Origin of the sequence: Rugosimonospora africana, from assembly GCF_016862975.1 — a bacterium.
GTDB classification, from domain to species: Bacteria; Actinomycetota; Actinomycetes; order Mycobacteriales; family Micromonosporaceae; genus Rugosimonospora; species Rugosimonospora africana.
On sequence record NZ_BONZ01000079.1, the window covers coordinates 1 to 26,196 of the forward strand.

Annotated in this window: 20 protein-coding genes and 23 tRNA genes; 35 read left to right on the plus strand and 8 right to left on the minus strand. The window is 68.9% G+C overall.

Translation table 11 applies throughout. The features are described from left to right. From Raf01_RS36975 to Raf01_RS36985, 3 genes are all read left to right on the plus strand, one after another. A partial coding sequence (locus Raf01_RS36975; protein WP_203922769.1) for a carbohydrate-binding protein occupies window positions 1-511 on the plus strand: 511 nt, incomplete at its 5' end. 66 nt (window positions 512-577) lie between these two features. After that, window positions 578-2,704, plus strand: coding sequence for a DUF4832 domain-containing protein (locus tag Raf01_RS36980; protein ID WP_203922770.1), 2,127 nt, complete (start codon window positions 578-580; stop codon window positions 2,702-2,704). Next, on the plus strand, window positions 2,656-3,105 hold the full coding sequence (locus Raf01_RS36985; RefSeq protein WP_203922771.1) for a hypothetical protein: 450 nt from the start codon (window positions 2,656-2,658) through the stop codon (window positions 3,103-3,105). Before Raf01_RS36980 ends, Raf01_RS36985 begins: the two co-directional genes overlap by 49 nt. A 60-nt stretch (window positions 3,106-3,165) precedes the next feature. On the opposite strand, the gene Raf01_RS36990 is transcribed toward Raf01_RS36985, so the two are convergent. Both Raf01_RS36990 and Raf01_RS36995 read right to left on the minus strand, forming a co-directional pair. After that, window positions 3,166-3,780 (minus strand): hypothetical protein, encoded by a 615-nt coding sequence (locus Raf01_RS36990; protein WP_203922772.1) that lies wholly within the window; start codon window positions 3,778-3,780, stop codon window positions 3,166-3,168. A gap of 228 nt (window positions 3,781-4,008) precedes the next feature. After that, entirely contained in the window at window positions 4,009-4,386 is a 378-nt protein-coding gene (locus Raf01_RS36995) for a VOC family protein (protein ID WP_203922773.1), read from the minus strand. A gap of 391 nt (window positions 4,387-4,777) precedes the next feature. Here Raf01_RS36995 and Raf01_RS37000 point away from each other — a divergent pair. The 23 genes from Raf01_RS37000 (at window position 4,778) to Raf01_RS37110 (ending at window position 7,623) form a co-directional block, all read left to right on the plus strand. Beyond that, window positions 4,778-4,850 (plus strand) — tRNA-Trp (locus tag Raf01_RS37000). Window positions 4,851-4,981: 131 nt separating this feature from the next. Then, a tRNA-Gln gene (locus tag Raf01_RS37005) sits at window positions 4,982-5,058 on the plus strand. Window position 5,059: 1 nt separating this feature from the next. After that, a tRNA-Leu gene (locus tag Raf01_RS37010) sits at window positions 5,060-5,132 on the plus strand. A 12-nt stretch (window positions 5,133-5,144) separates the two neighbouring features. Then, window positions 5,145-5,217, plus strand: a tRNA-Gly gene (locus tag Raf01_RS37015). Between the two features lie 35 nt (window positions 5,218-5,252). Further along, window positions 5,253-5,696: an HNH endonuclease gene (locus Raf01_RS37020; protein ID WP_203922774.1), complete on the plus strand. Its 444-nt coding sequence runs from the start codon at window positions 5,253-5,255 to the stop codon at window positions 5,694-5,696. Between the two features lie 38 nt (window positions 5,697-5,734). After that, window positions 5,735-5,808 (plus strand) — tRNA-Gln (locus Raf01_RS37025). Window positions 5,809-5,814: 6 nt separating this feature from the next. Continuing rightward, window positions 5,815-5,891 (plus strand) — tRNA-Leu (locus Raf01_RS37030). A gap of 5 nt (window positions 5,892-5,896) precedes the next feature. Then, a tRNA-Thr gene (locus Raf01_RS37035) sits at window positions 5,897-5,969 on the plus strand. Window positions 5,970-5,973: 4 nt separating this feature from the next. Beyond that, window positions 5,974-6,049: transfer RNA gene (locus Raf01_RS37040), tRNA-Leu, on the plus strand. An 11-nt stretch (window positions 6,050-6,060) separates the two neighbouring features. Beyond that, window positions 6,061-6,136, plus strand: a tRNA-Ala gene (locus Raf01_RS37045). Window position 6,137: 1 nt separating this feature from the next. Further along, window positions 6,138-6,214 (plus strand) — tRNA-Asp (locus Raf01_RS37050). Window position 6,215: 1 nt separating this feature from the next. Next, a tRNA-Ser gene (locus tag Raf01_RS37055) sits at window positions 6,216-6,301 on the plus strand. Between the two features lies 1 nt (window position 6,302). Continuing rightward, window positions 6,303-6,375: transfer RNA gene (locus tag Raf01_RS37060), tRNA-Ile, on the plus strand. Window positions 6,376-6,435: 60 nt separating this feature from the next. Next, window positions 6,436-6,518, plus strand: a tRNA-Ser gene (locus Raf01_RS37065). 5 nt (window positions 6,519-6,523) lie between these two features. Beyond that, window positions 6,524-6,610, plus strand: a tRNA-Ser gene (locus tag Raf01_RS37070). Window position 6,611: 1 nt separating this feature from the next. Beyond that, a tRNA-Lys gene (locus Raf01_RS37075) sits at window positions 6,612-6,685 on the plus strand. Window positions 6,686-6,764: 79 nt separating this feature from the next. Further along, window positions 6,765-6,839, plus strand: a tRNA-Arg gene (locus Raf01_RS37080). Between the two features lie 227 nt (window positions 6,840-7,066). Then, a tRNA-Glu gene (locus Raf01_RS37085) sits at window positions 7,067-7,145 on the plus strand. Window position 7,146: 1 nt separating this feature from the next. Continuing rightward, a tRNA-Asn gene (locus tag Raf01_RS37090) sits at window positions 7,147-7,219 on the plus strand. A gap of 95 nt (window positions 7,220-7,314) precedes the next feature. After that, a tRNA-Val gene (locus Raf01_RS37095) sits at window positions 7,315-7,388 on the plus strand. Window position 7,389: 1 nt separating this feature from the next. Continuing rightward, window positions 7,390-7,464 (plus strand) — tRNA-His (locus Raf01_RS37100). Window positions 7,465-7,468: 4 nt separating this feature from the next. Beyond that, a tRNA-Tyr gene (locus tag Raf01_RS37105) sits at window positions 7,469-7,549 on the plus strand. 2 nt (window positions 7,550-7,551) lie between these two features. Next, window positions 7,552-7,623, plus strand: a tRNA-Arg gene (locus Raf01_RS37110). A gap of 10 nt (window positions 7,624-7,633) precedes the next feature. On the opposite strand, the gene Raf01_RS37115 is transcribed toward Raf01_RS37110, so the two are convergent. Beyond that, window positions 7,634-9,175, minus strand: a complete 1,542-nt coding sequence (locus tag Raf01_RS37115; RefSeq protein WP_203922775.1) for a DUF4214 domain-containing protein — start codon at window positions 9,173-9,175, stop codon at window positions 7,634-7,636. A gap of 405 nt (window positions 9,176-9,580) precedes the next feature. On the opposite strand from Raf01_RS37115, the gene Raf01_RS37120 reads away from it, so the two are divergent. The 4 genes from Raf01_RS37120 to Raf01_RS37135 all read left to right on the plus strand — a co-directional run bounded on the left by Raf01_RS37120 (window position 9,581) and on the right by Raf01_RS37135 (window position 13,982). Continuing rightward, a tRNA-OTHER gene (locus Raf01_RS37120) sits at window positions 9,581-9,651 on the plus strand. A gap of 115 nt (window positions 9,652-9,766) precedes the next feature. Further along, window positions 9,767-11,332, plus strand: a complete 1,566-nt coding sequence (locus tag Raf01_RS37125) for a TROVE domain-containing protein (RefSeq protein WP_203922776.1) — start codon at window positions 9,767-9,769, stop codon at window positions 11,330-11,332. Window positions 11,333-11,543: 211 nt separating this feature from the next. Then, complete coding sequence (locus tag Raf01_RS37130) at window positions 11,544-12,518, plus strand: quinone oxidoreductase family protein (protein WP_203922777.1); 975 nt, start codon at window positions 11,544-11,546, stop codon at window positions 12,516-12,518. A gap of 3 nt (window positions 12,519-12,521) precedes the next feature. Continuing rightward, on the plus strand, window positions 12,522-13,982 hold the full coding sequence (locus tag Raf01_RS37135) for an FAD-dependent oxidoreductase (RefSeq protein WP_203922778.1): 1,461 nt from the start codon (window positions 12,522-12,524) through the stop codon (window positions 13,980-13,982). A 12-nt stretch (window positions 13,983-13,994) separates the two neighbouring features. Here the strand turns inward: Raf01_RS37135 and Raf01_RS37140 are convergent, their stop codons facing one another. After that, complete coding sequence (locus Raf01_RS37140; protein WP_239134268.1) at window positions 13,995-15,050, minus strand: L-dopachrome tautomerase-related protein; 1,056 nt, start codon at window positions 15,048-15,050, stop codon at window positions 13,995-13,997. 121 nt (window positions 15,051-15,171) lie between these two features. Between Raf01_RS37140 and Raf01_RS37145 the strand changes: the two genes are divergently transcribed. Beyond that, window positions 15,172-15,858 (plus strand): hypothetical protein, encoded by a 687-nt coding sequence (locus Raf01_RS37145; protein ID WP_203922780.1) that lies wholly within the window; start codon window positions 15,172-15,174, stop codon window positions 15,856-15,858. A 124-nt stretch (window positions 15,859-15,982) separates the two neighbouring features. Further along, window positions 15,983-16,519 carry an IPT/TIG domain-containing protein gene (locus tag Raf01_RS37150; RefSeq protein WP_203922781.1) on the plus strand — a complete coding sequence of 179 codons (537 nt, stop codon included), beginning with the start codon at window positions 15,983-15,985 and terminating at the stop codon, window positions 16,517-16,519. 2 nt (window positions 16,520-16,521) lie between these two features. On the opposite strand, the gene Raf01_RS37155 is transcribed toward Raf01_RS37150, so the two are convergent. After that, window positions 16,522-17,322 carry an SAM-dependent methyltransferase gene (locus Raf01_RS37155; protein ID WP_203922782.1) on the minus strand — a complete coding sequence of 267 codons (801 nt, stop codon included), beginning with the start codon at window positions 17,320-17,322 and terminating at the stop codon, window positions 16,522-16,524. A 145-nt stretch (window positions 17,323-17,467) separates the two neighbouring features. On the opposite strand from Raf01_RS37155, the gene Raf01_RS37160 reads away from it, so the two are divergent. Continuing rightward, window positions 17,468-18,241, plus strand: a complete 774-nt coding sequence (locus Raf01_RS37160) for a class I SAM-dependent methyltransferase (RefSeq protein ID WP_239134269.1) — start codon at window positions 17,468-17,470, stop codon at window positions 18,239-18,241. Between the two features lie 31 nt (window positions 18,242-18,272). Here Raf01_RS37160 and Raf01_RS37165 read toward each other — a convergent pair whose 3' ends face one another. Beyond that, window positions 18,273-19,061 carry a phosphotransferase gene (locus Raf01_RS37165; protein WP_203922784.1) on the minus strand — a complete coding sequence of 263 codons (789 nt, stop codon included), beginning with the start codon at window positions 19,059-19,061 and terminating at the stop codon, window positions 18,273-18,275. 143 nt (window positions 19,062-19,204) lie between these two features. On the opposite strand from Raf01_RS37165, the gene Raf01_RS37170 reads away from it, so the two are divergent. Both Raf01_RS37170 and Raf01_RS37175 read left to right on the plus strand, forming a co-directional pair. After that, window positions 19,205-20,722, plus strand: a complete 1,518-nt coding sequence (locus Raf01_RS37170; RefSeq protein ID WP_239134270.1) for a tannase/feruloyl esterase family alpha/beta hydrolase — start codon at window positions 19,205-19,207, stop codon at window positions 20,720-20,722. A 208-nt stretch (window positions 20,723-20,930) separates the two neighbouring features. Beyond that, window positions 20,931-22,124, plus strand: a complete 1,194-nt coding sequence (locus tag Raf01_RS37175; RefSeq protein WP_203922785.1) for an FG-GAP-like repeat-containing protein — start codon at window positions 20,931-20,933, stop codon at window positions 22,122-22,124. Between the two features lie 62 nt (window positions 22,125-22,186). Here the strand turns inward: Raf01_RS37175 and Raf01_RS37180 are convergent, their stop codons facing one another. Together Raf01_RS37180 and Raf01_RS37185 are read right to left on the minus strand one after the other, a co-directional pair. Next, on the minus strand, window positions 22,187-24,184 hold the full coding sequence (locus Raf01_RS37180) for a M1 family metallopeptidase (RefSeq protein WP_203922786.1): 1,998 nt from the start codon (window positions 24,182-24,184) through the stop codon (window positions 22,187-22,189). Further along, a complete protein-coding gene (locus tag Raf01_RS37185; protein ID WP_203922787.1) occupies window positions 24,181-26,190 on the minus strand; it encodes a S53 family peptidase in 2,010 nt (669 codons plus the stop codon). Before Raf01_RS37185 ends, Raf01_RS37180 begins: the two co-directional genes overlap by 4 nt. Between the last annotated feature and the right edge of the window lie 6 nt (window positions 26,191-26,196).

Genomic DNA, 26,196 nt, shown 5'->3' on the forward strand with positions numbered 1-26,196 from the left:
CACCATCGCCACCGTGACCGCCACCCTCACCCTGAACGCCGGAACCACCAACACCATCACCATCGCCAACCCATCCGGCTGGGCACCCGACATCGACCGCATCACCGTTGCCACGGGTACCGCGCCGCCGCCCACCGGCTCGTACGAGGCTGAGGCGACCGGTAACGCCCTGGCCGGCGGCGCGGTCGTGGCGTCCTGCACCGGATGCTCCGGCGGCGCCAAAGTCGGGTACCTCGGCAACGGCGCCACCCTCAAGCTCACCGGCATCGACGGCGGCACCGGCGGTACCCGCACCATCACCGTCTCCTACACCTCCGCCGAAGCCCGTACTTTCACCATCGCCGCCAACAACGGCACACCCACCACCGTCAACGCACCCGCCACCACCGACTGGAACACCATCGCCACCGTGACCGCCACCCTCACCCTGAACGCCGGAACCACCAACACCATCACCATCGCCAACCCATCCGGCTGGGCACCCGACATCGACCGCGTCGTCATCAGCTGACCCGTTGCCATCCAAAGCGGGTGGGCCGACTTCTGTACGGCGGCCCACCCGCGGAAAGGAACGATCGTGTCCGCACCCCTCACGCGGCGCCGGTTGGCCGCAGCCCTGGCCAGCCTGACCGCGCTGGCAATAGTCGGTGTCGCCGGCCCGGCAGGCGCCGCCACCACCCGGACCGTCAGCTACACCGGCGACTTCGCCTCGGTCTTCACCAACCCCGACCGCGGCTTCCACAACCGGTACGAAATCATCAACGACGCCAACGTCAACGACTACGTCACCGCGCACAGCGAGGCAGGGTTCAATCCCGACGAGGTCGACCGCACCTTCGCCCGGGCGAAGGCCGACGGCGACACCCTCATCCACAGCTACGTGCACCTGGACAAGTACCAGACCGGCGACCTGCCCCAGGAGTTGCTCGACAACCTCGGCACCGGGCTGGCCGCGATCCGCGCCCAGGGCCTGAAAATCGTGCTGCGCTTCGCCTACACCTGGTCGGAGTACAGCGCCGTCACCGAAGCCCAGATCGACCGGCACATCGACCAACTCTCACCGGTCCTGACCGCCAACGCCGACGTCATCGACCACCTCGAAGCCGGGTTCCTCGGCGCGTGGGGCGAATGGCACGACAGCCCGTACACCGACGCGTTCAGCGCCGACCAGGCCCCCGTGCGGTACCGCATCGTCAAGAAGCTGCTGGCCGCCACCCCGGCAACGATCCCCATCGCCATCCGCTACCCCATCTTCGCGTACGAGTTCCGGCAACGCACCACCCCGCCCACCCCGTGCGGCCTGCCCGACAACTGCCTCATGACCCAGCAGGATCTCGACCGGCTCGGCTTCCACGACGACTGTTTCCTGTCCGACAGCGCGGACATGGGCACCTACGACCAGAACTCCTGGCTCGGCTGGTTCGACATCCCCACCAAGAAGAACTGGGTCTACACCGCCGCCACCTCCTACGGCGGCAACCAGGAAGTCGGCGGAGAGACCTGCGACGCCTCGGGCGGCGACGACGCCGCCGGCGTCAACGCCCAATACGAACTCAGCCACCAGCACTGGACCGAAATCAACGAGGACTACGCCCCGGTCAACATCAACATCTGGAGGTCGGCGAACCTGGCCGCATCCGGCAACGATCCCGCCGAGACCCTGTTCACCCGGGCCAAGCGCAAGCTCGGCTACCGGCTGCGGCTGGTCGACGCCACGTTCGACAGCACCGCCACACCCGGCCAGACATTCACCTTCGCGGCTCACCTGGTCAACGACGGCTACGCCGCCCCGATCCAGCGACGCACCGTCTACCTCACCTTCGACAACGGCACCCACCGCTACGACGTCCCGCTGCCCGGCGTGGACATCCGGACCTGGCTCGCCGGAACGGTCACCGTACCCACCCAGACCGTCAGCCTGCCGGGCGGCATGGCCGCCGGCAGCTACACCCTCGGCCTGTGGCTGCCGGACCAGTACACCAGCCTGCACAACAACCCCGCCTACGACATCCGGCTGGCCAACACCGGCACCTGGAACGCCACCACCGGCTACAACACCCTGGCCACCGGCGTCACCGTCGGCACCTGCCCCGGGGACTGCACACCGCCGACCACCCCGACGCTGACCCTGACCGGCAGCACCAGCAGCTCCGCATCGCTGTCCTGGACCGCCTCCACCGACAACGTCGGAGTCGCCGGGTATGACATCGTCCGCGACGGCACGAAGGTCGCCACCGTCACCGGCACCAGCTACACCGACACCGGCCTGTCACCCGGCGGATACCACTACAGCGTCAACGCCCGCGACGCGGCCGGCAACACCTCGCCCGCCAGCAACACCGTCAGCGTGAATGTCGGCTGCACCGACTGCTCCCCGCCCACCACACCGACCGGACTGACCTCGCCGTCCCAGACGTCCACCACCGTCACCCTGTCCTGGACCGCGTCTACCGACAACGTCGGTGTCACCGGCTACCGGGTCTACCGCGGCGCCACGCTGGCCGGCTCCCCCACCGGCACCACCTTCACCGACACCAGCCTGAACCCGTCCACCGCCTACACCTACACCGTCAGGGCATCCGACGCGGCCGGCAACACCTCGCCGGCTTCGGCCGCGTTGACCGTCTCCACCGGGCCCCGCCACCGGTCGGGCTGGTGCTCGATGACTTCGACGGCACCCCACCGTACCCATCCGCCGCCCTGAACGATCTGGGCAAGTGGACCGGCGGCAACTGCTTCGTCAACGGGGGCGGCTCCGGCGTCGAGGCCGGCGGAGCATTGGCGCTGCAGTACAACAACTGTGGCTGGTTCGGCAGCGACGTGAACACCGACCTGTCCGGCTACACCTACCTCGTCGTACGAGTCCGGGGCGCGGCCGGCGGAGAACAGGCACACTTCGACGTCAACCTGGGCGGCGTCACCAAAGTCTTCGGCAACTTCACCCTCGACGGAGGCGGCCACCCGACCATCACGACCTCCTACCAGGACATCAGGATTCCCCTGGTGGCAAACGGCATCAACCGCGCCGCACCGGGCCAGCTCGCCATGGGCTTCTGGTACGGCGGCGCCAGCAGCATCACCATCGACAGCATCACGTTCCAGTAGCCGAGCGACCGCTGGCGGACGGTGAGGCATCACCGCCGTCCGCCAGCGGCACGGCGCGCCCTACTTGTAGTACATCGGATCCGCTTCGCGGACGTTCGCCTTGGCCGGTGCCTTGACCTGCAGCGGCTTGCCCTGATCGCTCAGGGTCGTGGTCATGGTGAGCGTGGTGCCATTCGACGGCTCCAGCACGATGCGGATCTGGGACACCCGGCCCTGCTCGTCGGTCGTCGCGGTGAATGGCGCGTTACCGCCGCCGATACTCCACAGGCTGGGGGCGCCGATGGGCAGGAAGTTCGCGCCGCTGCCGTACGGGTCGAAATATCCTTGGTACGTATGGGGGTCGGGCTGCTCCACGGTGGCGATCTTTGTGATGAACTTCGCCAGGCCGGTCGGATCGGTCATGTCGAAGTACACGAGGCTGTCGTCCTTCTTCACTCGCGACAGGTCCAGGTGCACCCACGGCTCGCGGCTACTCTGGCGCTGATAGCTGTTGGTACCGACGACGATGCGCTGAAGCGTGCCCGCCGACGTGCCGCCGGTAATCGTGGTGGTCGCCTGGAAGAGTTTCGCGACAGGGTCGAATGCGCCAGTGGCCGACACGCTGCTGTTCTCGGGCAGGTTGCTCTTCACCGTGAACTTGTACGGCGCGGCTTGAATCCGCCGCAGCGCCGCCACCAACTCGTCCTGAGCCGGCGTGCTCTCCGGGGAGGGCGTGGACCGAGTTGACACTGGTACCGGATCTGGTCCGGTGTCGACGCTCGCACATCCGGTCGCCAACACGAGGACGCCGGAGAGGCCAAGCGCGAGTGAGACGATGGTACGGCGCACCGTGGATTCCCCGTTCCTCAATGGACACGCAGCCGGGCACGACAATAGCGAACCAACGCTCGCCGTCGACCTGCCCTACCAGATCTGGGAGTGTCGCTCGAAGGTCTCGGGGTCACTGTGCTGGGGAATGACGCACAGAAGGTGACCGCCCGGAGCGCGCAAGGTCCTGCAGTCGAGCCAACGACCCACCTCGACCGCTCCCAGTGCCACGAGTCGCGCCGTTTCCGCCTCGACGTCATCGGTTTCGATGTCGAGGTGGTAACGAGGTTCGGCGCGCACCTCCTGCACCGCCATGACAAGCTCCGGTAGAGCGCCCTCCAGCGCGGTGAACTGTTCCTCGCCGGGAACCGGTCGCGCCGGCGCTCCGAGTGCCTTCGACCAGAACGTAGCGGCGGCGGACGCCTCGCCGCTCGGCACGTCTACCAGCAGGGTCGAGAGTCGACTGCGGTGCATGCCGGCGAATATACCCGGAACACCGATCACCGCGGGGTCGCGAAAGGTCCTCCGCGTCGTCGCCACTCAGCGAGCGCCGCGCCGATCGAAAAACGCGTTGCCGTTCTCGATCACGATGCCGCATTGTAGGTGTCAGCTTCGGAACGCAGAGATACCGAGCAAGACGACGACTGGTGGGAGCCCGACCGTGAGGACCTGGAACGCAACGCACGCCCGGCGCCTGCCGGTGCTGCCTGCTGCGCTGCCCATGGTCCGACTCGAGTCGGCCAGCCAGTGCGACAAGCCGGAAGGTCACTACGCGGGCCGGTGGCGGACCTAGGGACGGAAGCTCCCTGAAGCCGCCCGCCCGCAAGGGAACCGGGCGGCTTTTTCGTTAGCGGCAAAACTTCATAGGGGTGTGGCGCAACTGGTAGCGCAACGGCCTCCAAAGCCGTCGGTTGCAGGTTCGAGTCCTGTCGCCCCTGCGAAAAGCCCCAGCATGCTGGCGGTACACGGCAACACGTTGAAAACTCCACAGTGGATGGCATAGAGAACGCCCGGTCGTCGCCGGTGGCAGCATCGACGACGGCCGGGTGGGGGGCGCAACCGCCCCCGTTCCGGGGTACGGCGTTGGCGTCCGTAACCGCGCTTTGAACGCGGAACCCGCAGGTTCGATTCCTGCACCCGGAGCCATGCCCCGGTAGCCCAACGGTAGAGGCGACGCGCTCAAACCGCGTTCGGTGCGGGTTCGAGTCCCGCCCGGGGTACCGCTGTTCCATGCGGATGTAGCGCAGTTGGTAGCGCGTCACCCCGCCACGGTGAAGGTCGCCGGTTCAAATCCGGTCATCCGCTCTTACTACCGCCGGACAGACAAGGGAGGTGACCCGGTGGACGCTGTTCTCGTCGTGAACGCAGACCTGGGGCCGCTGCACCGGGTCAGCGTGAAACACGCGATCCGGATGCTGTTGCGTCAGGTCGCGGAAATTCACGAGGCCGAGCCGGATCGGCTCATCGGCATCTACCCGATTCCTCGGGTGGTGCGGCTCGTGCAGTACGTCGTCACGAAGTGGCGTTACACCGCCGGGCCGGCCTGGTCCCGGTCGGGTGTCATCAACCGGGACGACGGACGGTGCGCGTACTGCGGCGGTCACGCGACGACCGTGGACCACGTCATGCCGCGTTCCCGGGGTGGCAAGAACAGCTGGCGCAACACCGTGGCCGCCTGCGGCGGCTGCAATCAGCGCAAGGGCGACCGGACGCCGGCCGAGGCACGGATGCCGCTGCGGTTCACCCCGCGGGTTCCGACGTGGGCCGCTCTCGTCGCACGCTGATGGTGGTCGGTGGGTCGCCGCGGCCCGCCGGCCCCCTTTGGGAGCTGGTCTAACAAGGTAGGACGCCTGCCTCTGAAGCAGGACGGTGGAGGTTCGAATCCTCCGCTCCCAGCTCGATGTCCTCGTGGCCCAACCTTGGGAGAGGCGCCAGGTCGAGAGCCTGGTCACGTGCGGGTTCGAATCCCGCCGAGGACACGCACGCCGACGAGGCGCGACTGGCAGCGCACCGGTCTTGTAAACCGGAGGGAGCGGGTTCGAGTCCCGCCGTCGGCTCGAAGCCCGGCTGGGCAAACTGGCAAAGCCGCCGCACTCAGACTGCGGAGATTCTCGGGGTTCGACTCCCCGGCCGGGTACGTACATTCATGGGCCTGTAGCTCAGCTGGTAGAGCGCCTGGTTTGCACCCAGGAGGTGGCAGGTTCAAGTCCTGTCAGGTCCACCATGGTGGCGCAGAGCAGCTGGAGTGCTCGCCTCCCCGTCAAGGAGGAGACCGCGGGTTCGAGTCCCGTCGCTACCGCCATGGAGGATTGGCCGAGTGGTAAGGCAGCGGGTTGCTAACCCGTAACGGGTCACACCGTCGTGGGTTCGACTCCCTCATCCTCCGCCATCCCGTCGTGGCCCAGCGGTTAGGGCACTGCTCTGATAAGGCAGCGATCGGTGGTTCGAATCCACCCGACGGGACGAGATGCAGAGTCCGCCGGGACCGAGAGGTCGCGGGTTCGAATCCCGCCAGCCGACGTTGGAGGAGCAAGCCGACTGGTGACGGCACCCCGTTCGAAGCGGGACGAGCGCAAGCCTTCGGGGTTCGACTCCCCGTTCCTCCGCCTGTGGTGAGGCCAGCCGATCGGCGCCGGCCGCGGTCCCGAAAACCGTTGGGGCACTGCCTGTGCGGGTTCGACTCCCGCCCTCACCGCCATGCGCCGCTAGCTGAGTGGTTTAGCACCGGACTCTTAATCCGGGGAGCAGGGTTCGATCCCCTGGCGGCGTACCACTTCCCCCGGCAGCTCGACGGATCGAGCAGCCCGTTTCTGCCGGGACGTGTGCGGGTTCGGGTCCCGCCCGGGGGTCTTCTCCTGCTAGCTCAATGGATAGAGCAGCGCTTTCCTAGGGCGTGGATCGGGGTTCGAATCCTCGGCGGGAGGCCATGTGTCGCTAGCTCATGCGTCGATTGTGGCGAACCGATCCAATCGTTCTGCAGTTCGACCACGTTCGCGGAACGAAGACGATGGGGATCGCCGAGCTCGTTCGGTACCACCAGCCCTGGGTGGTCATTGCCTCAGAGATCGCCAAGTGCGACGTGCGGTGCGCTAACTGCCACACCCGGAGGACGGCCAAGCAGCTCGGGTGGTGGAAGCATTTCAACCTGGCCCATGGCGCGGTAGACGAATTGGAAGAGTCGCCCGGCTTTCACCCGGGACATGTTGCGGGTTCAAGTCCCGTCCGCGCTGCCATTCCGTCATAGCTCAACTGGCAGAGCAGCCGGCTGTTAACCGGAAGATTGCAGGTTCGATCCCTGCTGACGGAGCGCATGGATGAGCTGGCTGGCTTCGGGACCGCCATTAGAACCAGCGGACACCCTCACCGGTGTCGTGGGTTCGAATCCCACCTCCTCCGTTTCATGCCCGTGTAGCTCAGTTGGGAGAGCGCTGCGTTCACACCGCAGAGGTTCCCAGGTTCGAATCCTGGCGCGGGCACGGTGACCGTGGTGTACAGGTGTGCACGCCGGGTTGTGGCCCCGGAAGGCGCGGGTTCGAGTCCCCGCGGCCACCCTCTTGGGAGCGCGCCGACGTTGGAGAGTCGGGCCTGTCTGTAAAACAGGTGCTTGTCTGAGGCGGTTCGAATCCGCCCGCTCCCACTGCCCCCGTAGCTCAGAGGAGAGAGTGCAACCCTCCGAAGGTTGAGGCGCCGGTTCGAGTCCGGTCGGGGGTACGACCGCTCTTTACAGGCACCCGTCGAGGTTGGTGTCCAGTGGAGTCGGGCTGAACGTACCCGACGCGTGGCCGCCGCGGATGTCGGCCGCGTAGTCGACCGCGGGGCAGCTTCCGGTGTGCACGTTGTGGACGAAGGACAGCTTGTTACCCGTCACCGTCGTGCCCACCATGCCGCTGACCGCCACGCCGGTGACCACCCGCGCGGAGAGCGAACCGGTGGTGTTCCCGGTGACCGAGCCGCCCGTACCGGTGTCGCTCGTGTATACCGTGGCGAACCAGGCCCGGGTGCCAACCGGTATGCCGATCACGAAGTGTGTGTCCGGGCCGGTCCACAGAGTGTTGCCCTCGATCGTGGCGCCGGTGAAGTCCCAGGTCGCCGGGGCCTGGCCGGCGGCCCGGAACAGCGGGTCGAGACCGATGCCGCCGTACATCGAGTTGCCGGCCGAGAGGACGGAGTTGTTGCGTACCACCGAATGTTGCGGGTGCGACGTGGTGCGGTACAGCACGATCGCGACGTCCGTCGAGTCGATGATCTGGTTGCCCGTGACCGTCGCACCTTCGCAGTCGTCCGCGATGCCGTCGGTCCAGGTGTTGGCCTGGTAGTTGTCGCTGGCGTATGCCGTGATCAGGTTGTCCGACGCGGTCGTGCTCGGGCAGGTGTACCCGTTGAAGTCTCCGAACAGGTACAGGTTCTGTGCGCCTTGGGAATCGCTGATGCGGTTGGCGGTGACCACGGTGTCCGGGCCGCCGTAGGTGACCACGTTGATCCGGCTGGGGTCCTCGTTGCCCGGGTTGCCCCGTGCCCCATCCACCCAGACGTTGCGCAGCGCACCTCCCTGCTTCACGACGACCAGCTTGTCGTTGAACGCGGAGCGGCGCACCAGCCGGCCCATCTCCGCGTAGTGGCGCGGGTCGGGCGCCCCCTGGGTGGTGAGCGTGACGCCGGACGGAACGGTGAGCGTGGAGGTCAACCACACCACCGCCTGCTGGGCCAGCACGACGGTGCCCCCACCCGCCGACGCGGTCGCGTCCAGCAGGCTCTGCAACGCGCTCTGGCTGTCGTTCGGGTGGCCCGCCACGCCGGTGAAGCCGCTGCCCGAGGTCGGCAGCGCGATGGCAGGCTGCGTGCCGAAGTGGTACGAGGAGCCGCTGCCGTCGACGACTCCGGAGCAGATCTGCGATACCAGCGTGGCGAATTCGCCGCCCGTGTAGAACTTCTGGACCACGGTGGCCCAGGACAGACCCGAAGCGAGCTGGTTCATCCAGTTGGTGAAGCCGGCCTGGTCGGGCTCGCGGTTGACCGAACCGCGGTATAGCGCCAGGATCCGGGCCGCGTTGCTGTATCCCAGGGCGTTGAACTCCGCCGAGGTGAACATCGTCTCGCCCTCGGTGGCAAGGTTGCCGGCGTTGCACCCGCCAGCCTGGCCGAACCAGCCGATCGCGGCCTGCCAGCCGGGCTGATCCGGGATCCGCCCGAGCGCCTCGGTGTATTGCTTCGCGATGAACTGTGCGGGCGCGTATGCCGAGGTGGCGGCCTCCGCGCGCGGCATGAAAAAGACCCCCGTGAGCACTACCGCCATCGCGAAGAGTGCTGCACTGTAACGCCGTCGCATGTCCCGTCCCCCCGTCGATCCGGACTCGGGTGATTGTACAGAGTCGATGCGACAACCCTTGAAATCGGTCGACGGCTCGAGTCCCCTGGCGGAGCTGCCATCCACTGTGAACACCGTGGGCGGGCCGGCCGCCCAGTCGCCCCTCATACCGGCGACCCGCCTGGATCGACACCAGGGCCCACGACAAGATGACCTGAAATGCCTTGCGTCGCAAGACTTCCGGCAGCTAGGGTCGTCGACAGCTCCTCGGTGCGAAGCCTTCGGGTACTTCAATTTCAACATTGAAAACTACCCCCGCGGGCGAGTTTTTCTCGGGGAGCCACAACTTCAGAGTGTGCGGGTGCCCGGTGCGCAGGTCGCGGTTACTTCGACTGATAATCGAGAGGTTGCAGGTTCGAGTCCTGCCGCCGGCATCGTGCCGGTGTAGCTCAAGGGCAGAGCACTAACGTTCCGAGACCGACTCCTTCTCGGGCACCCCACACTCTGGACGAAGGGCTCCCCCACGATGTTGGGAGGGAGCCCTTCGTCATGTCGAAGTTCAACATTGCCAAGCTCCGGCCGGCGCGCGGACGCGGTCCGGTCACGACAACCAAGCGCGGCGTCACCCACGAGGGTGCCCCGGGTTACGTGCGCGACGTCAAGGGCGAGCTGTTCATTCTCGCCGTGTGCAACCTGACCGGCGAGGACACGTTCTACGAGTCGGCCGGCCAACGCGACGACCGCTTCGCTCAGCTCGTCGGCGCCGTCGCGGTGGACGACGTCGCCTGGCTGCTCCGGTTCATCAAGTGGCTACGGACCGGGGCGAACCTGCGCTCGGCTCCCCTGGTCGCGGCCGCCGAGGCGGTCCACGCTCGGCTCGCCGCCGGCCGGGTCGGCGACAACCGCGCGCTCATCGACGCCGCGCTGAACCGGGCCGACGAGCCCGGCGAGCTGCTGGCGTACTGGCAGAGCCGGTTCGGCCGCGCGCTGCCGAAGCCGGTGAAGCGTGGTCTCGGCGACGCGGCCCTGCGGTTGTACGCGGAGTACCCGCTGCTCAAGTACGACACCGGCGCGAAGGGGGTCCGGTTCGCCGACGTGCTCTGCCTGGCGCACCCGGCCGGCCGCCGGGGCGGCCAGTCGAAGGACGACCTGTTCCGGTACGCGATCGACCGCCGCCGGGGCCGGGACGCCGCGCCGGCGGAGACGCTGGCCATGGTCCGGGCCAACGCGGCGCTCCGCGGGTTGGCCGACGGCGACCCGCAGGCGTTGCTGGACGCGGATCGGCTGCGGGCGGCGGGCATGACGTGGGAGGACGTCCTGTCGCTGGTCGGGTCGAAGCTGCCGAAGGCGAAGCTGTGGGAGGCGCTGATCCCGTCGATGGGCATCATGGCGCTCGCGCGCAATCTGCGGAACTTCGACGAGGCCGGCGTGTCCGACCGGGTCGCCGCGGCGGTGATCGCCCGGTTCACCGATCCGGCGCAGGTCGCGAAGTCGCGGATGTTCCCGTTCCGGTGGCTGTCGGCATACGAGGCGGCTCCGTCGCTGCGCTGGGGTCACGCCCTGGACCGGGCGTTGCAGGCGTCGTTGTCGAACCTGCCGGCACTGCCGGGCCGGACCCTGGTGCTGGTCGACACCTCGGGGTCGATGACCGGCCTGGGGCTGTCGGCGCGGTCGAAGGTCACGCCGCTCAAGACGGCCGCGGTGTTCGGTGTGGCGCTGGCCGCCAAGGGTGAGGCTGTGGACCTGGTCGGGTTCGCCAACGGCGTGTTCACTCACCCGGTCGGCAAGGGCGCGTCGGTCATCCGTGAGGTCGACCGGTTCGTCAAGCGGTCCGGTGAGGTCGGGCACGGCACGAACATCGCCGGGTCGCTGCGGGCGTCGTACGCCGGCCACGACCGGGTGGTGATCGTTTCGGACATGCAGACCATGGGTCGGGACGTGTCGACCGCGATCCCGGAGTCGACCATGATGTACGGCTTCAACCTCGGCGGTTACCGGGTCACGGCGCTGAACACCAGCCGATCGAACCGGGTGGAGTTGGGTGGCCTCACGGACGCGACGTTCCGGATGTTGCCGCTGATCGAGGCCGGCCGGAACGCCGACTGGCCGTTCTGACGCGTTCCGACCGGTCTGGCTCGGCGCCGTCCGGCGCCGAGCCACGACGCAGACCAGTCGGGAAGACCGGGCCCGCCACCAGCCGGTGGCGGGCCCGCCTGCCTGCGCGCCCCAGCGAATTCTTCGACGTGCCGATGCTCGCGACACCCCTTGCAATGGTTCGTATCACCAACTAAATTAGTTTGTGTCGCCAATCTATTGGGGAGTACCGATGGACATCACCGCCGCCGTGGTCCGCTCCTTCGACCACCCGCCCCGCTACGAATCGTTCGATCTGCCCGCAACCACCGGCGAGGACGAAGTGGTCCTCGACGTGCTCGCGGTCGGGCTGCACCCCCGGGTGCGCACCGGTGCCTCCGGCCGGCACTACACCAGCACCGGCAAGCTGCCGATGGTCCCGGGCGTCGACGGAGTCGGCCGGCTTTCGGACGGCCACCTGGTCTACTTCGTGGCCGACGACGAGCTGACCGGCCCGATGGCCACCCGTACCGTGGTCGACGCGCGCCGGTGCATCCCGCTGCCGGAGACCGTGGACGTGGTCAAGGTGGCCGCCGCGATGAACCCGGCCATGTCGTCCTGGGTGGCACTGCGCCGCCGGGTGCCGATCCAACCCGGCCAGTCGGTGCTGGTCCTCGGCGCCACCGGCAACGCCGGCCAGATGGCGATCCAGGTCGCCAAGCGGCTCGGTGCCGGACGAGTGGTCGGCGCCGGCCGCGACCGGGAGCGTCTCGCTCTACTCCCGAAGATCGGTGCGGACGCCACGGTCGCGCTCACCGACGACGCCAACGCCACCGACGCCGCGCTGGCCGAGGCGGCCGCCGAGGTGGACCTGGTGATCGACTACCTGTGGGGCAAGCCGGCCGCCTCCGCGATCATGGCGCTGCTGCTCGGCCGCTCGGACCGCGGTCGCGAGCTGAACTGGATCCAGATCGGCGCGATGGCCGGTCCCACCATCGAGCTGCCGTCCGTGGCGCTGCGCTCGGCGAACTTCCGGCTGCAGGGCAACGGGCAGGGTGCCGTGTCTGCCCGGGCCTACCTGCAGGAGCTGCCGTCTCTGACGAACGAGATCGACCGTGGCGGGATCGCGGTCACCGCGCGAGCGCTTCCGCTGGCCGACGTGGAGTCCGTGTGGACCGCCACCGAGGTACCCGGCGTCCGCACCGTACTGGTCACCGGAGAGGTCTGAGCCATGCCCGAAGTGATCATCTCCGGCGCCGGCCCAGCCGGTCTCACCCTGGCCATCGAACTGGCCCGGCGCGACGTGGATTTCCTGCTGATCGACAAGGCACCGGGTCCGTTCATCGGATCCCGGGGCAAGGGGATCCAGCCCCGGACTCTGGAAATCTTCGAGGACCTCGGCGTGCTGGACCGGATGGTCGCGGGCGGCGGCGAATACCCCGCCCAGCGCGTCTACACCGACGACGGCCCGGTCGACCGGCACGTCATGGAGCGCCAGGACCCGTCGCCCGCGGAGCCGTACCGCAATCCGCTCATGCTTCCGCAGTTCCGCACCGAGAGCGTGCTGCGCGACCGGCTGGCCGAGTTCGGCCACGCCCCGCGGTACCGGCACGAGTTGTTGGATTTCGAGGACGCGGGCGGCGGCGTGACCGCGCGGTTCGGCACACCGGACGGCGAGTCGACCGCGCGGGTCGCGTACCTGGTCGGCACCGACGGCGGCTCCAGCCTGGTGCGCAAGACGCTCGCCATCGGGTACCCGGGAAAGACACTCGGCGTCCGGGCGTTCGTAGCCGACGTGCATGTCGACGGCCTGTGCTCCGATGCCTGGCACACCTGGCACGAGGGCACGCCGCGGCAGATCGCGATGTGCCCGCTGGCCGGCACCGACCTGTTCCAGTTCCAGGGCGGCGTGCCGCTCGACGGCGAGGTGGACACCTCCGCCGACGGGCTCACCACGATGCTGCGCGAGCGCACCGGAAGTGCCGGCATCGTCGTCCGCGACGTGCGATGGGCCTCGGTGTACCTGATGGGCGCTCGGCTGGCCGACGCGTACCGAGCCGGGCGGGTCTACCTGGCCGGCGACGCGGCGCACGTACACCCGCCGACCGGCGGGCAGGGACTCAACACCAGCATCCAGGACGCGTACAACCTGGGCTGGAAGCTCGCCTCGGTGCTGCGTGGGGCACCCGAGTCGCTGCTCGACTCGTACGAGCAGGAGCGCCGGCCGATCGCCGAATCCGTGCTCGGGCTGTCGACCCGGCTGCTCGACGAGGCCGCACGACGCGGGATGCGACGCGACCGGGAGGCACAACAGCTCGATCTCGGGTACCCGCTCTCGCCGCTGGCCGGCCCCGGCGAACTTGCCGGGTACCGGGCACCCGACGCGCCGCTCACCGGTGCCGGCGGACAGCCCGTGCGCCTGTTCCAGCTCCTCGCCGGTCCACAGTGGACACTGGTTGGGTACGGGGTGCCCGGCACCCCGCAACCGCGCGCGGGGCTGCGCGTTCACACCACCGGTCTCCACGGCGACATCGTGGACAGCGGCGGCCACCTGCGCAGCGCGTACGCCCTGTCGCCCGGCGACTGGGTCCTCGTCCGGCCGGACGGATACGTCGCACTGGTCACGGCCGATTTCGTCACCGTCGAGTCCTATCTGGACCGGGTCGGGTTGTTCCAGCCGCGGAATCGATAGCAGAGTTGGCTGTCAGGCGTGGTCGTTGGCCGGCGGGCCCGCGTCGATGCGCATCTTGAAGATGCGAATCGGGTACTCGATGGCCTGCCGGCCCCCGGCGAACACGGCGGCCCGGTTGAGCTGCGAAGAGGGAATCCACAGGAAGCCATCGCCGTCGACCCACATGGCGTCCGTCCAGATCAGCCGGGAGTCCTCGACAAGCGTGTCGATTCGCTTGTCCGGCCACAGCCGCAGAATGCGTCGGCGCTGGACATCGCCGAGGTAGATCACACCGTTGGCGTCGATGGCGGTACCGCCGGTGGTTCCGGCGTCCACCCACTCCTCGACCCGCTCGCCGAGCGACGCGGCCGGCACGTCCGCGTCGTCCAGCCACCGCGTCTCGATCCGCGACAACGGTCCAGAGGCCGGTTGAAAGTACAGGTACTCGCCATCCGGAGACACCTCCAGCTGGTCGGAGTGAATCCGTACTTCGTCGCCGTGCGGGTCGCGCAGTACCCGTCCGTCGGCGGACATCGGTCGCCGGTCGACCGTGCCCGGGTGGTGGTCGAGCGCACGGCGCAGGTCGCCGGTCGACCGGTCCAACACGATCAGCCCCGGCTGGCCCGAATCGGTGATGTAGACCAGGTCGCCGTTGAACCGGATGTCGCCGACATAACTGTGTTCCCCGGTCACCCGGCCGAGCTCGTACACGTCGATGACCTCGTCCGACCCGATGTCCACGACGACCAGCCTCGGGCCGTAGGGCACGCTGGGCGCGCCGAGGTCGGGGGCGCCCGAGTCGACGATCCACAGGTGCCCGTCGGGGCCGATGCGCAGGGCATTGACGCGGACGAAGTGGCCGGCCGGATCGTGGTCCTCGCGGACCGCGTTCCAGCTTTCGTCGGGGTACGGGCGCGTCGAGGAGTCCGCGGCTACCTCCGCCACCTGGACACCGGGGCCGTCCGCTGACGGGAAGCTCACGAAGCAGCGGCCGTCGGTCGTGGTGGTGACGCCGGTGCAGACGCGATCGAGCCGGTACGCCTCGATGAGGCGCGAATCCTGCCCGGTCGGGAGTTCGGTGGTACCCACTCCCCCGGTCTTCCCCGCCAGGCCGGAGGCAAACGGCACGGCCGGCGGCGAACGGCACGGCAACGGCGCCGGGCACCGCGCTCGGGACCGGTCCCAGAACCGGACCGTTAGGCTTCCGCGAATGAATCTTGGCACGGGCTGTCTCATCTTCTGCGTCAGCGTGATCCTGCTGGGTGCGATCATCGGAATGGCCCGCGCCCCCAAGGCCAAGGCCCGCCACAACGCCATCAATGACGCCATCCAGGCGATGGCATCCCAGTTCGGCTGGCGGTTCGATCGGAGCCCGACGCCGTACCTGAGCAGCATCCCGAAAATCAACAGCGTGCTGGGCGGGTACGGGGTCGACACCTTCGGAACCGCGATCAATGTCAAGCTCGTGGGCGAATGGCGCGGAGTGCCGATCACCGCTCTGCAGATCACCAATCGCAACACCGACCGCATCATGGTCGACGTGATCCAGACCAACACCATGCTGTTGGTGCCCCGCCCGGTGCCCGGACCGGACGTGGCGCTCACGCAACAAGGGCTGTCGTGGAAGAACTTCCTGGAGCGGGATCGGCAGGTCGGCTATCCGCCCTTCGACTCCCTGTACCACGTGCACGCCCATGACGACCGGGCCGCCCGTACGGTCATCACCCAGCCCATCGCCGAGTTGCTGGCCACCGACCCCCGGATGCGGGAGAGGGTGTTGTTCTTCGGTCCCCAGCATCTGGCGGCGTTGTTCCCCGGCCTCGTCGCCCAGCCGCGGGCCGTCGCGGCCACCGCGGACCTGCTGGTCCAGGTCGGGCAGCTGATGGCAGGCCGCTGACCGTCAGCGGCCCCCCACAAGCCATTCGCGCTTGCCGTAACTCCCCGTTTGCGGGCCCGTTACTCCGGTGAGCACTTCTCGGCCACTCGAGGAGGTTCCGGCTTCGCTGACACGGGGGAAAATCATGGGCTACTTCTGGCGGAAATCGTCAACGGCGTTACTGACACTCGCATTCACCGGCCTCGCGAGCTTCGGCCCGGCGCCCGCAGACGCGACAACCGGCGGTGCGAACGCCTCAGCCGGCTTCGCGAAGTCCGTCGAGCCACAGCCGATCGTGGGCATCGACTCGGTCACCCCCGACGAGGGATCGATGCGGGGCGGCTTCACCGTCACGGTCACCGGGGTCGGCTTCGCGCCGGGCCAGACCACCGTCCGGATCTGCGGCATCGACATCCCACCGGCCAGTGTCCCGGTCAACCCGCAGGGAAACATACTCACCTTCACCGCGCCGGCGTGCACGGCCGGGCAGACGCAACTTCTCGTCACCACGCCGACGGGTTCGGCCTCGACGGTGTTCGTGTACGACGAGGAGACCCTTCCGGTCACCGGCAGCCAGATCCGGGCGCCGCTCATGGCCGGTACGGGCCTGATCGTCGTCGGCGCGCTCACGCTTGTCCTGGCACGCCGCAGGCCCCGTACGGCGGCCGCCGTGACGAAGTGACGTCAGGGTTTCCTGCCGACGGCACCGAAGATCGATGCCTGCAACGGAGTGGGGTGCTCGGTGGCGTCCGGATCGGGTCGCCATTCGCTCACCGCGACTATGCCGGGCTCGACCAGTTCGAGCCCGGCGAAGAACTCGCCGAACCCGGCCCGGTCGCGCGGGTATACATCGGACTGGCCGCTGCGCAGCGTGGCGTCCCAGTTTGCGGCCAGTTCCGGAGTGAGGAACTCCTTGGTGGCGCAGGACATGGTCAGGTAGCTGCCCGAGGGCAGCGACCGGAGCAGCGTGTGCACGACGTCCCGCGCGTTCGCCTGGTCGGGTAGGAAGTGCGCGATCGCCACCAGCATCAGAGCGACCGGCTGGTCGAGGTCGATGGTCCCCGCCAGGTCGGGATGAGACAGGATCCGCTCGGGGTTGCGCAGATCCTCTTCGAGATAGACGGTGCGGCCCTCCGGTGTGCTGGTCAGCAGGGCCCGGGCGTGGGCCATCACCATCGGATCGTTGTCCACGTATACCACCCGGCTGTCCGGGACGATGCGCTGCGCCACCTCGTGCGTGTTGTCGGCGGTCGGCAGTCCGGTGCCGACGTCCAGGAACTGGCGGACGCCGACCTCTTCGGCCAGATACCGCACCGTGCGCCGGAGAAAGGCCCGGTTGGCGCGGGCCGCGATCCGGGCTGCCGGATAGGACTTCGCGAGCAGGTCGCCGGACTCCCGGTCCGCGGCGAAGTTGTCCTTCCCGCCGAGCCAGTAGTTGTACCGCCTGGCCGGATGCGCGACCCCGGTGTCTAGCCCCTGATTCATCCCGTCTCCCCACTCGGATGCCGCCATCGTAGTGAACCGCGACGCCGGCACCATCGGTCGCACGGTCTGCTTCCACGTCGGGGTCGCCACCCACCTCGGCGGCCGACGGAGTTGGCCGCCGAGGATCGGCAGGATTGGGCCTAGAATGCGCGAGGTGAGCTTTGAGGTGGGCGCGGACGCTTACGGCCGGTTCATGGGGCGGTATTCCGAGCCGTTGGCAGCGAAGTTCGTCGCGTTCGCCGGCCTCACCGAGGGACGGCACGCTTTGGACGTCGGTTGCGGGACCGGGGCGTTGACCGCCGAGCTCGTCGGGCGTCTCGGTACCGAAGCCGTCTCCGCGGTCGATCCGTCGAACGCATTCGTCGCGGCGGCCCGGTCGCGCTTCCCCGCCCTCGACATCCGGCGCGCCAGCGCGGAGCGGCTGCCGTTCGCCGATGACGCCTTCGACTTCGCGCTTGCTCAATTGGTCGTGCACTTCATGAAGGACGCGGTGGCCGGGCTGCGGGAAATGGCCCGGGTCACGCGTCCGGACGGTGCGGTCGCCGCCTGTGTGTGGGACCACGCGGGTGGCGGCAGTCCGGTGAGCGTGTTCTGGAAAGCCGTTCTGGACCTCGATCCGGACGCACGCGACGAGTCGGCGCTCGCCGGCGCGCGGGAGGGACAGCTCGCCGAGTTGTTCGCCGCGGCCGGGCTGCACGGCATCGAGTCCACCGCGCTGACGGTTCGGTCGAGCTTCGCGAGTTTCGAAGAGTGGTGGGAGCCGTTCACGCTCGGAGTGGGCCCGGCGGGAGAATACGTCCAGGGGCTCGACGCGAGGCGGCGTGAGGCGTTGCGGGACCGGTGCGCGACACTGCTTCCCCGGGAGGGGCCCATCGAGATCGTCGCCTCCGCGTGGGCCACGCTCGGACGCGCATCCTGACCGTTCGGAACGGGGCTCGCGGCGGTTCAGGTCACAGCGCGGATCGAAGGTCCGCGGAAATGGCGCCGAGCCACCGCAGTTGGCCGGCGAGATACTCGAGGGAAGCCGCGGCGTCGGAGGGGCCGACGGGTGCGTACTTGACGCGCTCCACGTCGCGAAGCTTGGCCCGTTGCAGGGCGGGAAGGATCGCGAGCCGATCGGTCAATCCGTAGGCGTCCACGAACAGGCGAAGCCGTGCCGGCAGGTCCGGCACGGGATCGAATCCCGCTTCCCGTAGCTGGCCAGGAGGGCTCAGGGGCACAAAGCCCCAGGCCGCTGCGGCGAGGTCGTCGATCGGGTCCACCGGTTGAGCGGCGTCCCAGTCGATGAACGCCGCCGGGATCCCGTAGCGGTAGACGGTGTTCCACGGACCGAGGTCGCCGTGCGAGACAATCTCGCCGGGCCGGGGCGCCGCCGGGTGGAACCGGTAGTCGACGACTGTCGGCGTGAAACCGGCGGCCGCACGGTGCAGCCGCCGCACGAGCTCCGCCGCACCGGCCAGAGCGCGTTCGGTCCGGGCGTACGACGGCAACCGAGCCCCGTGGCCGGGTTGCCACTGTGGGTCCGTCGCGACGTCCCCGTCGAGATAGGTCAGGATTTCCCGGCCGGCTTCGATACCAACCACACGTGGCGCTCCGGTGAATCCGGCCGACTCCAGGTGGCGCAGGTACTCGTGCACGGCCGCGGACCACGAGCCCAACGGGCGGTACACCCGGTCGCCACGACGGGCGATGTTGTCGGTCATCCGGCCGCCGGTCAGCGGCTGCTCGTCGTCTTCCATCAGAGTGCTATCCCAGGTACAGCGAGAACTGGCGGGGTTCAGTATGCCGGCTCCTCCGTCTAGAGGATGAGCGCGAGTCCAATCCCTGGACCGATCCGCCGCACCGGCATCAGTCACTAGCGTCCCTCGATGAAGGAGGGAGCATGATGATCCGGAAACTACTCACCCTGCTCGCCGCGGCCCCGCTGGTGCTGAGCGGGGCGACCGCCGCCGCCGCTCAGGGCCCGGCCCCGCGCGGCTGCGCCGGGCTCACCACCGCTCACATTCCACAGGGGACGGTCGCCTCGGCCACCGTCGCCGACGGCTACTGCCAGGTCCAGGGCGTACTGAAACCGGCCACCAAGTTCACCATCAAGCTGCCGGTCAGCGGCTGGACCGGCGAGTACGTCCAACAGGGATGCAGCGGCCTGTGCGGCCAGGTCCCCGACCTGACGTTCCCGCTGTTCGCGTTCAGCTGCCCGGCCGCACTGGCCAAGACGCTGGTGGTGGCCGGCGACGACACCGGGCACACCGGTGACCCCGAGGGTGCGCAGCCGGCCACCTGGGGCGCCGACCCGCGGGCCCGCGTCGAGTTCGGGCTGACATCCGAACACCGGCTGCGGCTGGCGTCCGACGCGCTGATGACCGCGTACTACGGGCACGGCCCGGCGTACCGGTACTTCGACGGCTGCTCGACCGGCGGCCGACAGGGGCTCAACCTGGCCCAGCGCTTCCCGGCCGACTTCGACGGCATCCTGGCCGGCGCCCCGGCCAGCAACCTGGGACCGCTGGTGCTGCTGGAGGCGTGGGTGGCCACCCGCAACACCGACTCGCACGGCAGGCAGATCCTCGGCCCGGAGAAGATCCCGGCCCTGCACGATGCCGTGGTCAGGGCGTGCGGCGACGTCATCCAGGACCCCCGGCAGTGTGGCTTCCAGCCGTCGTCACTGCGCTGCCCGCCCGGCGTGGACCGGCCGACGTGCCTGACGCCGGCACAGGTGGCCGCGGTGGTGGCGTTCTACCGCGGACCGAACGGCCTCTACAACGGGGGGATGCCGTACGGGTCCGAACTCGGCTGGATCGACCAGTTCGTGGTCCGTTCCGGGTCGCCGCTGAACGGCAACGCCGGGACGATCGCGTTCAACTCCCTCAAGTACCTGGCGTACCCGACCGTGCTGCCGGACAGCTTCACGCTCACCGACGTCCAGTTCACCAAGGCCACGTACGACCGGCTCAGCCTGCTCGGCGACACCCTGTACAACGCCAACAACCCCGACCTGTCGGCGTTCCGGGCGCACGGCGGCAAGCTGATCCTGTACCACGGCTGGGCCGACCCGTTCATCCCGCCGTTCTCCACAGTGGACTACTACCGGGCGGTACAGGAGCGGGGCGGCGCCGACGCGTACACCCGGCTCTACATGATTCCGGCGGGCTACCACTGCCTGTTCGGGCCGGAATCAGACGACAGCCCGTCGGAGATCGGCGTGCCGGAGTTCCTTCAGCCGCTGATGGACTGGGTGGAGAAGGGCACCGCCCCGGGCGTGATCAACGTGCCGACGGTCAACGGTGACCTGACCGACGTGATCCGGGACCTCGACGTGGCGCCGTTCGACGCACTCGCCCCGGTCAAGACCGCGCCGGGCAGCCTGAACGCGAACTACCACTACGTCGGCAGCTATTGACCGGGCGTTTCGCCGGGGCCAACGGGACGTAGCACCCGACGCATAGCGAACGGATAGCGAACGGATAGCGGCGGTTGTGAGGCTTGTGACCGGCCCGCAGGACGCGGGCCGGTCCGGACAGCGATCGGGCTGTCCGTCCCATCACACCGGTAACGGGGGAACTATGTCTCATCGAAAGAGACTCACCGGAGTACGCAGGATGCTCGCGATGGTGGGAGTGCTCGCGGGGTTTGTCGGCGCGGGCGCGTTGGTCGCGCCGCAGGCGGCGCAGGCGGCCGGCGTCCGGGATCAGATCGCGAGTGTCGCGCTCAGCCAGGTCGGCAAGAGCAACTGTCCGGGGTTGCCGTACGGTCTCTCCTGCGGGATCGACTGGTGCTCGGCGTTCGCCAAGTGGGTCTGGGGTCAGGCAGGCGTATCGGACCTGGCCGGGCTGACGGCGGAGTCCGGCTCCTTCTACACGTACGGGCAGAACCGCGGCACGCTGCACAGCACACCGCAGGTCGGCGACGCGGTGGTGTTCAACTACCACGGCGGCGGCAACGCGGACCACGTCGGGCTCGTCGTCGCCGTGGGTACGGGCACCTTCACCATGGTCGCCGGCAACGAAGGCAACCTCCCCGCGAACCAGAGCCATGTGCAGAAGGACAACAACGTCCCGGCGCACCTCGGCGGGGTCTACGGCGGACAGACCATCGACGCGTTCGTGTCCCCGGCCGGCGCGGGCGGCGGAACCCCGATCCAGCCCGATCTCAACGTCGACGGCATCTCCGACCTGGTCAGCCTCACGTCGAGCGGCGACCTGCACGCCTACCCCGGCACCGGCCAGATCGTCGACGCCAGCGCCGGCTCCACCTTCTGGGCGCCGAGGTCGATCGGCCACTACGGCAGCCTGGCCAACCTGGCGCTGGGCGACCTGAACCACGACGGCATCGCCGACCTGATCACCCAGCACACCGACGGAAACCTGTACGCCTATCCAGGAACCGGCCAGCTCGTCGACAGCACCGCGGGCCTCACCTTCTGGGCACCGCGGTCCCTGGGCAACTACGGCAGTCTGGCCAACCTGGCGGCGGACGACATCACTCAGGACGGCATCGCCGACCTGGTGACCCAGCACACCGACGGGAACCTGTACGCCTACCCGGGAACCGGCCAGCTTGTCGACGGCACCGCTGGCCTCACCTTCTGGGCACCCCGGTCGCTCGGCAACTACGGGCAACTGACCGACCTGGGGCTGGGCGACCTGGACCACGACGGCATCGCCGACCTGGTCACCCAGCACGCCGACGGCAACCGCTACGCCTATCCCGGCAGCGGAGACCTCGACTCCACGACGAGGCCGGCGTTCTGGGCACCGCGCGCCCTCGGGGTGTGGGGCGGGCATGTGAGGCTCGCGCTGTAACCACGCACGTCGTCCGTCGGGGCTCGCCCGGCCGCCGGCCGGGCGAGCCCTGACGGATGCGCCTACCTGACCACGGTCGGCTTGCCCGTCCCGTACACCCAGTCGTTGAAGATGTCGTCCAGTTGCCGGCCGGACACGCGCTCTGCCGTGGCCTGGAAGTCGGCGGTGGTGGCGTTGCCGCCCTTGTACGTGGCCACCCAGGTACGCAGGATCTGGAAGAATTTCTGGTCGCCCACCCGGTCACGCAGCACCTGCAGCGTCATGGCGCCGCGCTCGTACGCGACCGGATCGTTGACGCCGTCGGGACCGGGATCGTTGAGCGGCTCGGCCCAGTACGGCGAGTCGACGTCGAAGTTGGCGTAGTTGTCGTCGAACTTCTGTTGCGCCGTGACGCCGCCGTTGTGCTCGGCCCAGAGCCACTCCGCGTAGGTGGCGAAGCCCTCGTTCAGCCAGATGTCGCGCCACCGGTCGAGGCTCACCGCGTCGCCGAACCACTGGTGCGCCATCTCGTGCACCACCACGCTGACCGCCTTGTCCTCGAACATGAACATGTCCGGCGAGTACGTGGGGCGGGTCTGCGTCTCGAGCGCGAAGCCGAACGGCGCGCTGTCGACGACGCCACCGGCCTCGGTGAACGGGTACGGCCCGAAGTCGCCGGCCAGGAACGTCATGATCTCCGGCTCCCTGGACAGCGCCCGGTCGATCACGTAACCGGCCGAAGGCGCCTGGTCGGCGGTGATCGATTCCCAGCCGTTGTCGTCCGAGGCCGGGCTCGCTGTCCAGCCGTCCATCGTGTCGCCGTCGTCCTCGAACGACGTGGTGCCCTGACCGGTCGAGACGGTCACGTCGTCGAGGAACACGCCGAGGCGCTCGGTGGTGTCGTCGTCCGGGCCGGCGGCCGGCTTCGCCGCGTACGTGATGGACAGCTCGACCTGCTTGCCGGCGTACTGGGACAGGTCGAACGTGAACGGGTTGTCGTCGCCCGGGCCGTAGTTGAACGAGCTGTCGCCCCACCAGACACCGGTCGTGCCGGTCGAGCTGCACGTGCCGTCTGCCTCCCGGGTCGTGTAGTGGGCCAGGAACGGCAACGCGCCGTCGCACATCGACCCGGCCCAGTCGCGCATGAGGTTGTCCTCATCGGGCAGAGTGGTCCAGTCGTCGGCGCCGACGGTGTGCGCCTCGACGAACAGGTACGCGTCATTCTCGGCCGTGTTCACGTTGGCGTAGAAGCTCAGCGAACCGCCGCTGGCGGGAACGTCGACCACATGGCTGATCCGCTTGTACGCCGGGTCACCGGCCTGCGAGTACAGCATGCGCGACCCGGTGCGCGGCGTGTACTCGGGCGCGTCCAGGCCCGAGTCGACGGCGTCGGTGTAGTGCACCCCGTTCGCGGTGTACGCGTGGACGTCGTAGTTGCCCACGCTCACCGTGGCGAGGTACGACGCCATCGGCGCGGTTTCGTTGTAGTTCCAGGTGGTCCGGCCGCCGCTGGAGGACTTGCCGGTGAGCGTGCCGTTGGCGATCGCGGTCAGGTTCTTCGGCACGGTGACGTGGAAGGCGTACGTGGCCTTGTCGCTCGGGTGGTCGTTGACCGGGTACCAGGTGGCGGCCCCGTGCGGCTCACCCGCGATGACGAACCCGTCATCGGTGCGCATGAAGCCGGAGGTGCCGATCCCCGGGTCATCGATCGCCGGCGGTACACCGGAATAGTCCACGACCACGGCGAACGCGGCCTTGTTGGCCAGCGCGGCCTTCGGGGTGATGACCAGCTCGCCCCCGTCGCGGGTCCAGGCGGCCGCCCTGCCGTTGACGGTCACGCCGCTCACCGTGAGCCCGGTCAGGTCCAGGTCGAACGCGGACAGGCTCTGCGTGGCGACCGCGTCGACGGTGGCGTGTCCGGTGAGGACGCCGGAGGCGGGGTCGTAGCCGACGGCCAGGTCGTAGTGGCCGACGTCGTACCCGCCGTTGCCGTCCTGAGGAAAGTACGGGTCGCCGGCGCCGCTGGCACCGGGAGCGGCCATGACGACCGCCAGCACCGAACTCACGAGTGCGTGTTTCATCGATGATCACTCCCTGTGCTGGCGAGAATGCCGACGAACGAGGTCGTGGGCGCGCCGAGACCGGTCGCGTCGTCGTAGCCGGCCGTCACGGTGAGCAGTTCGTCTTCGCCGAAGGTGGTCAGCTGGCTGGGGTCGATGCTGACGCTCTCCTGCGCGCCCAGCGCGATCGGCGGGTCGGTGGGGTCGACGGGCAGGATGTCGCGCAGCGCCTTGCCGCCGTTCAGCCGGTACAGCGCCGGATTGGCGAACCCGAGCGGATGGCCGGCGGCCTGCATCGCGTCGGCCTCGATGCCGGCGATCAGCGGCGACGCCGCGCTCGTGCCGCCGCCCCACGGCAGTTCCACGTACACCCCGTCGTCGAGCAGGCCGGTGGCGCCGATCAGCCACGGGTTGCCGGCCCCGGCCGAGATGTCGGGCACCACCCGTGCCGCCGACGCGGTGCCGTTGCCCGTGGCCAGGCCGGCGGGCACGACCGGCTTCTGGTAGCCGGGCTCGGCGAACATCGTGCTGAGGCCACCGCCGGAGCCCCCGTTGAACTCACCGGGCGGAGCCTCGTCGTACCCGGTGCCCTCCGTGTTGATCGGAGCGAGGTTGTCGCCCCACACATAGTCGGCGACCACCGAGCCGTTCCTGCCGATGGCCACGCTCGTCCCGCCGATCGCCGTGGTCCACGGGTCCGACGCCGGGAACTGCGCGTCGTGGACGTCACCGGCGGCACCGCCGTCGCCGGAGGAGAAGTCGAACCCGACGCCCTCCAGCGCGCCCTGCTCCAGGATCGGGTCCCACGGTGCCAGGCCGGCGGGCGCGTAGGACTGCTCCGGAAGGCCGAAGGAACCGGTGGCGACGTCGGCGAGGTGCGCGTCGACGACCCGCATCGCGCCGTCCAGCCAACTCTGCAGCAGGTCTCCCGCGGATTCGGCGCAGTCGACGCCGACGTAGACGATGTGCGCGTCCGGCGCCGCGAGGTGCGCCGACTGCACGTCGATGGACTCCTCCAGCGGGTCGCCGTTCGGGTCGTACTCGGCCGCGCACGTGCTGTCCACGTCCGGGCCGATGTTCTCGGTGTACTGCCCCGGGACGAACGTGGGCTCGCCGTGACCGGCGAAGAAACGGTTGGCGTCGGCGAGTTCGGTGGACGAGTGGCCGTTGAGGATGACGGCGATGGTGGTGCCCTTGCCGGTGTACGGGCTGGACGCCAGGCCGTACGCGTGCCGCACCTGATCCGGCGTGTACCCGCACAGCTGAGTCGGTGCCGTGGTGTGCCCGAAGGCCGCCGGAATCGGTCGGGTGTACTGGCCCCAGTACTGCGAACACGGGAATTCGGTGTCGGCGGCCACCGTGCGGGCCTGCGCCCGTCGCGGGGTCGTCACGCGACCGGTCGCGGAGCGAGCCCCGGAGTCGGTCTGCTCGGCCCCGGTCGCGCCACTGAGGTCGAGCTGATCGATCCCGGTCACGCTGAGGATGTCGCCCGCCAGCGCCGCCGGCACCGAGAACCCACCGACCACACCCGGCTGGCGGATCGTGGTCGAGCCCTTGGGGCCGGTGATGACGGTGTCGAACTCGCTGACCCGCGTGTCGAACGCGGCGTCGGCCTGCGCCACTGTCGCGGTCACGGCGACGTAGTGCGGTGTGCTCGCGGTGATCGTCATGCCCTGCCCGGTCAGCCAGGTGCGGACGGCGGTGGCCTGCGCGACGGTCGCCCCGTACTGGCGGGTGACCTGGGTGGGTGTGAGGAAGTGGCCGTAGCGGGGGTTGGCCGGATCGGAGACCGCCTGTGCGGCGGTCGCCAGCCCCAGCTGGTCGGCCAGGTACACCCGGAGGGCCAGTTCGGCGATGGGATCGAGGGATTTCACGGTACCGGTGGTGCCGGGCACGTTCGGGCTGGGCAGCTCGACGCGCGACGGGGTGCCCGCGGTGGCCGGCAACGCTGTCGCCATGCCGAACACCAGCACGGCCGAGCCGACCAGGACACCACCTCGGCGGAAGAGCCTCGTATGTGTCGTCACACCGGG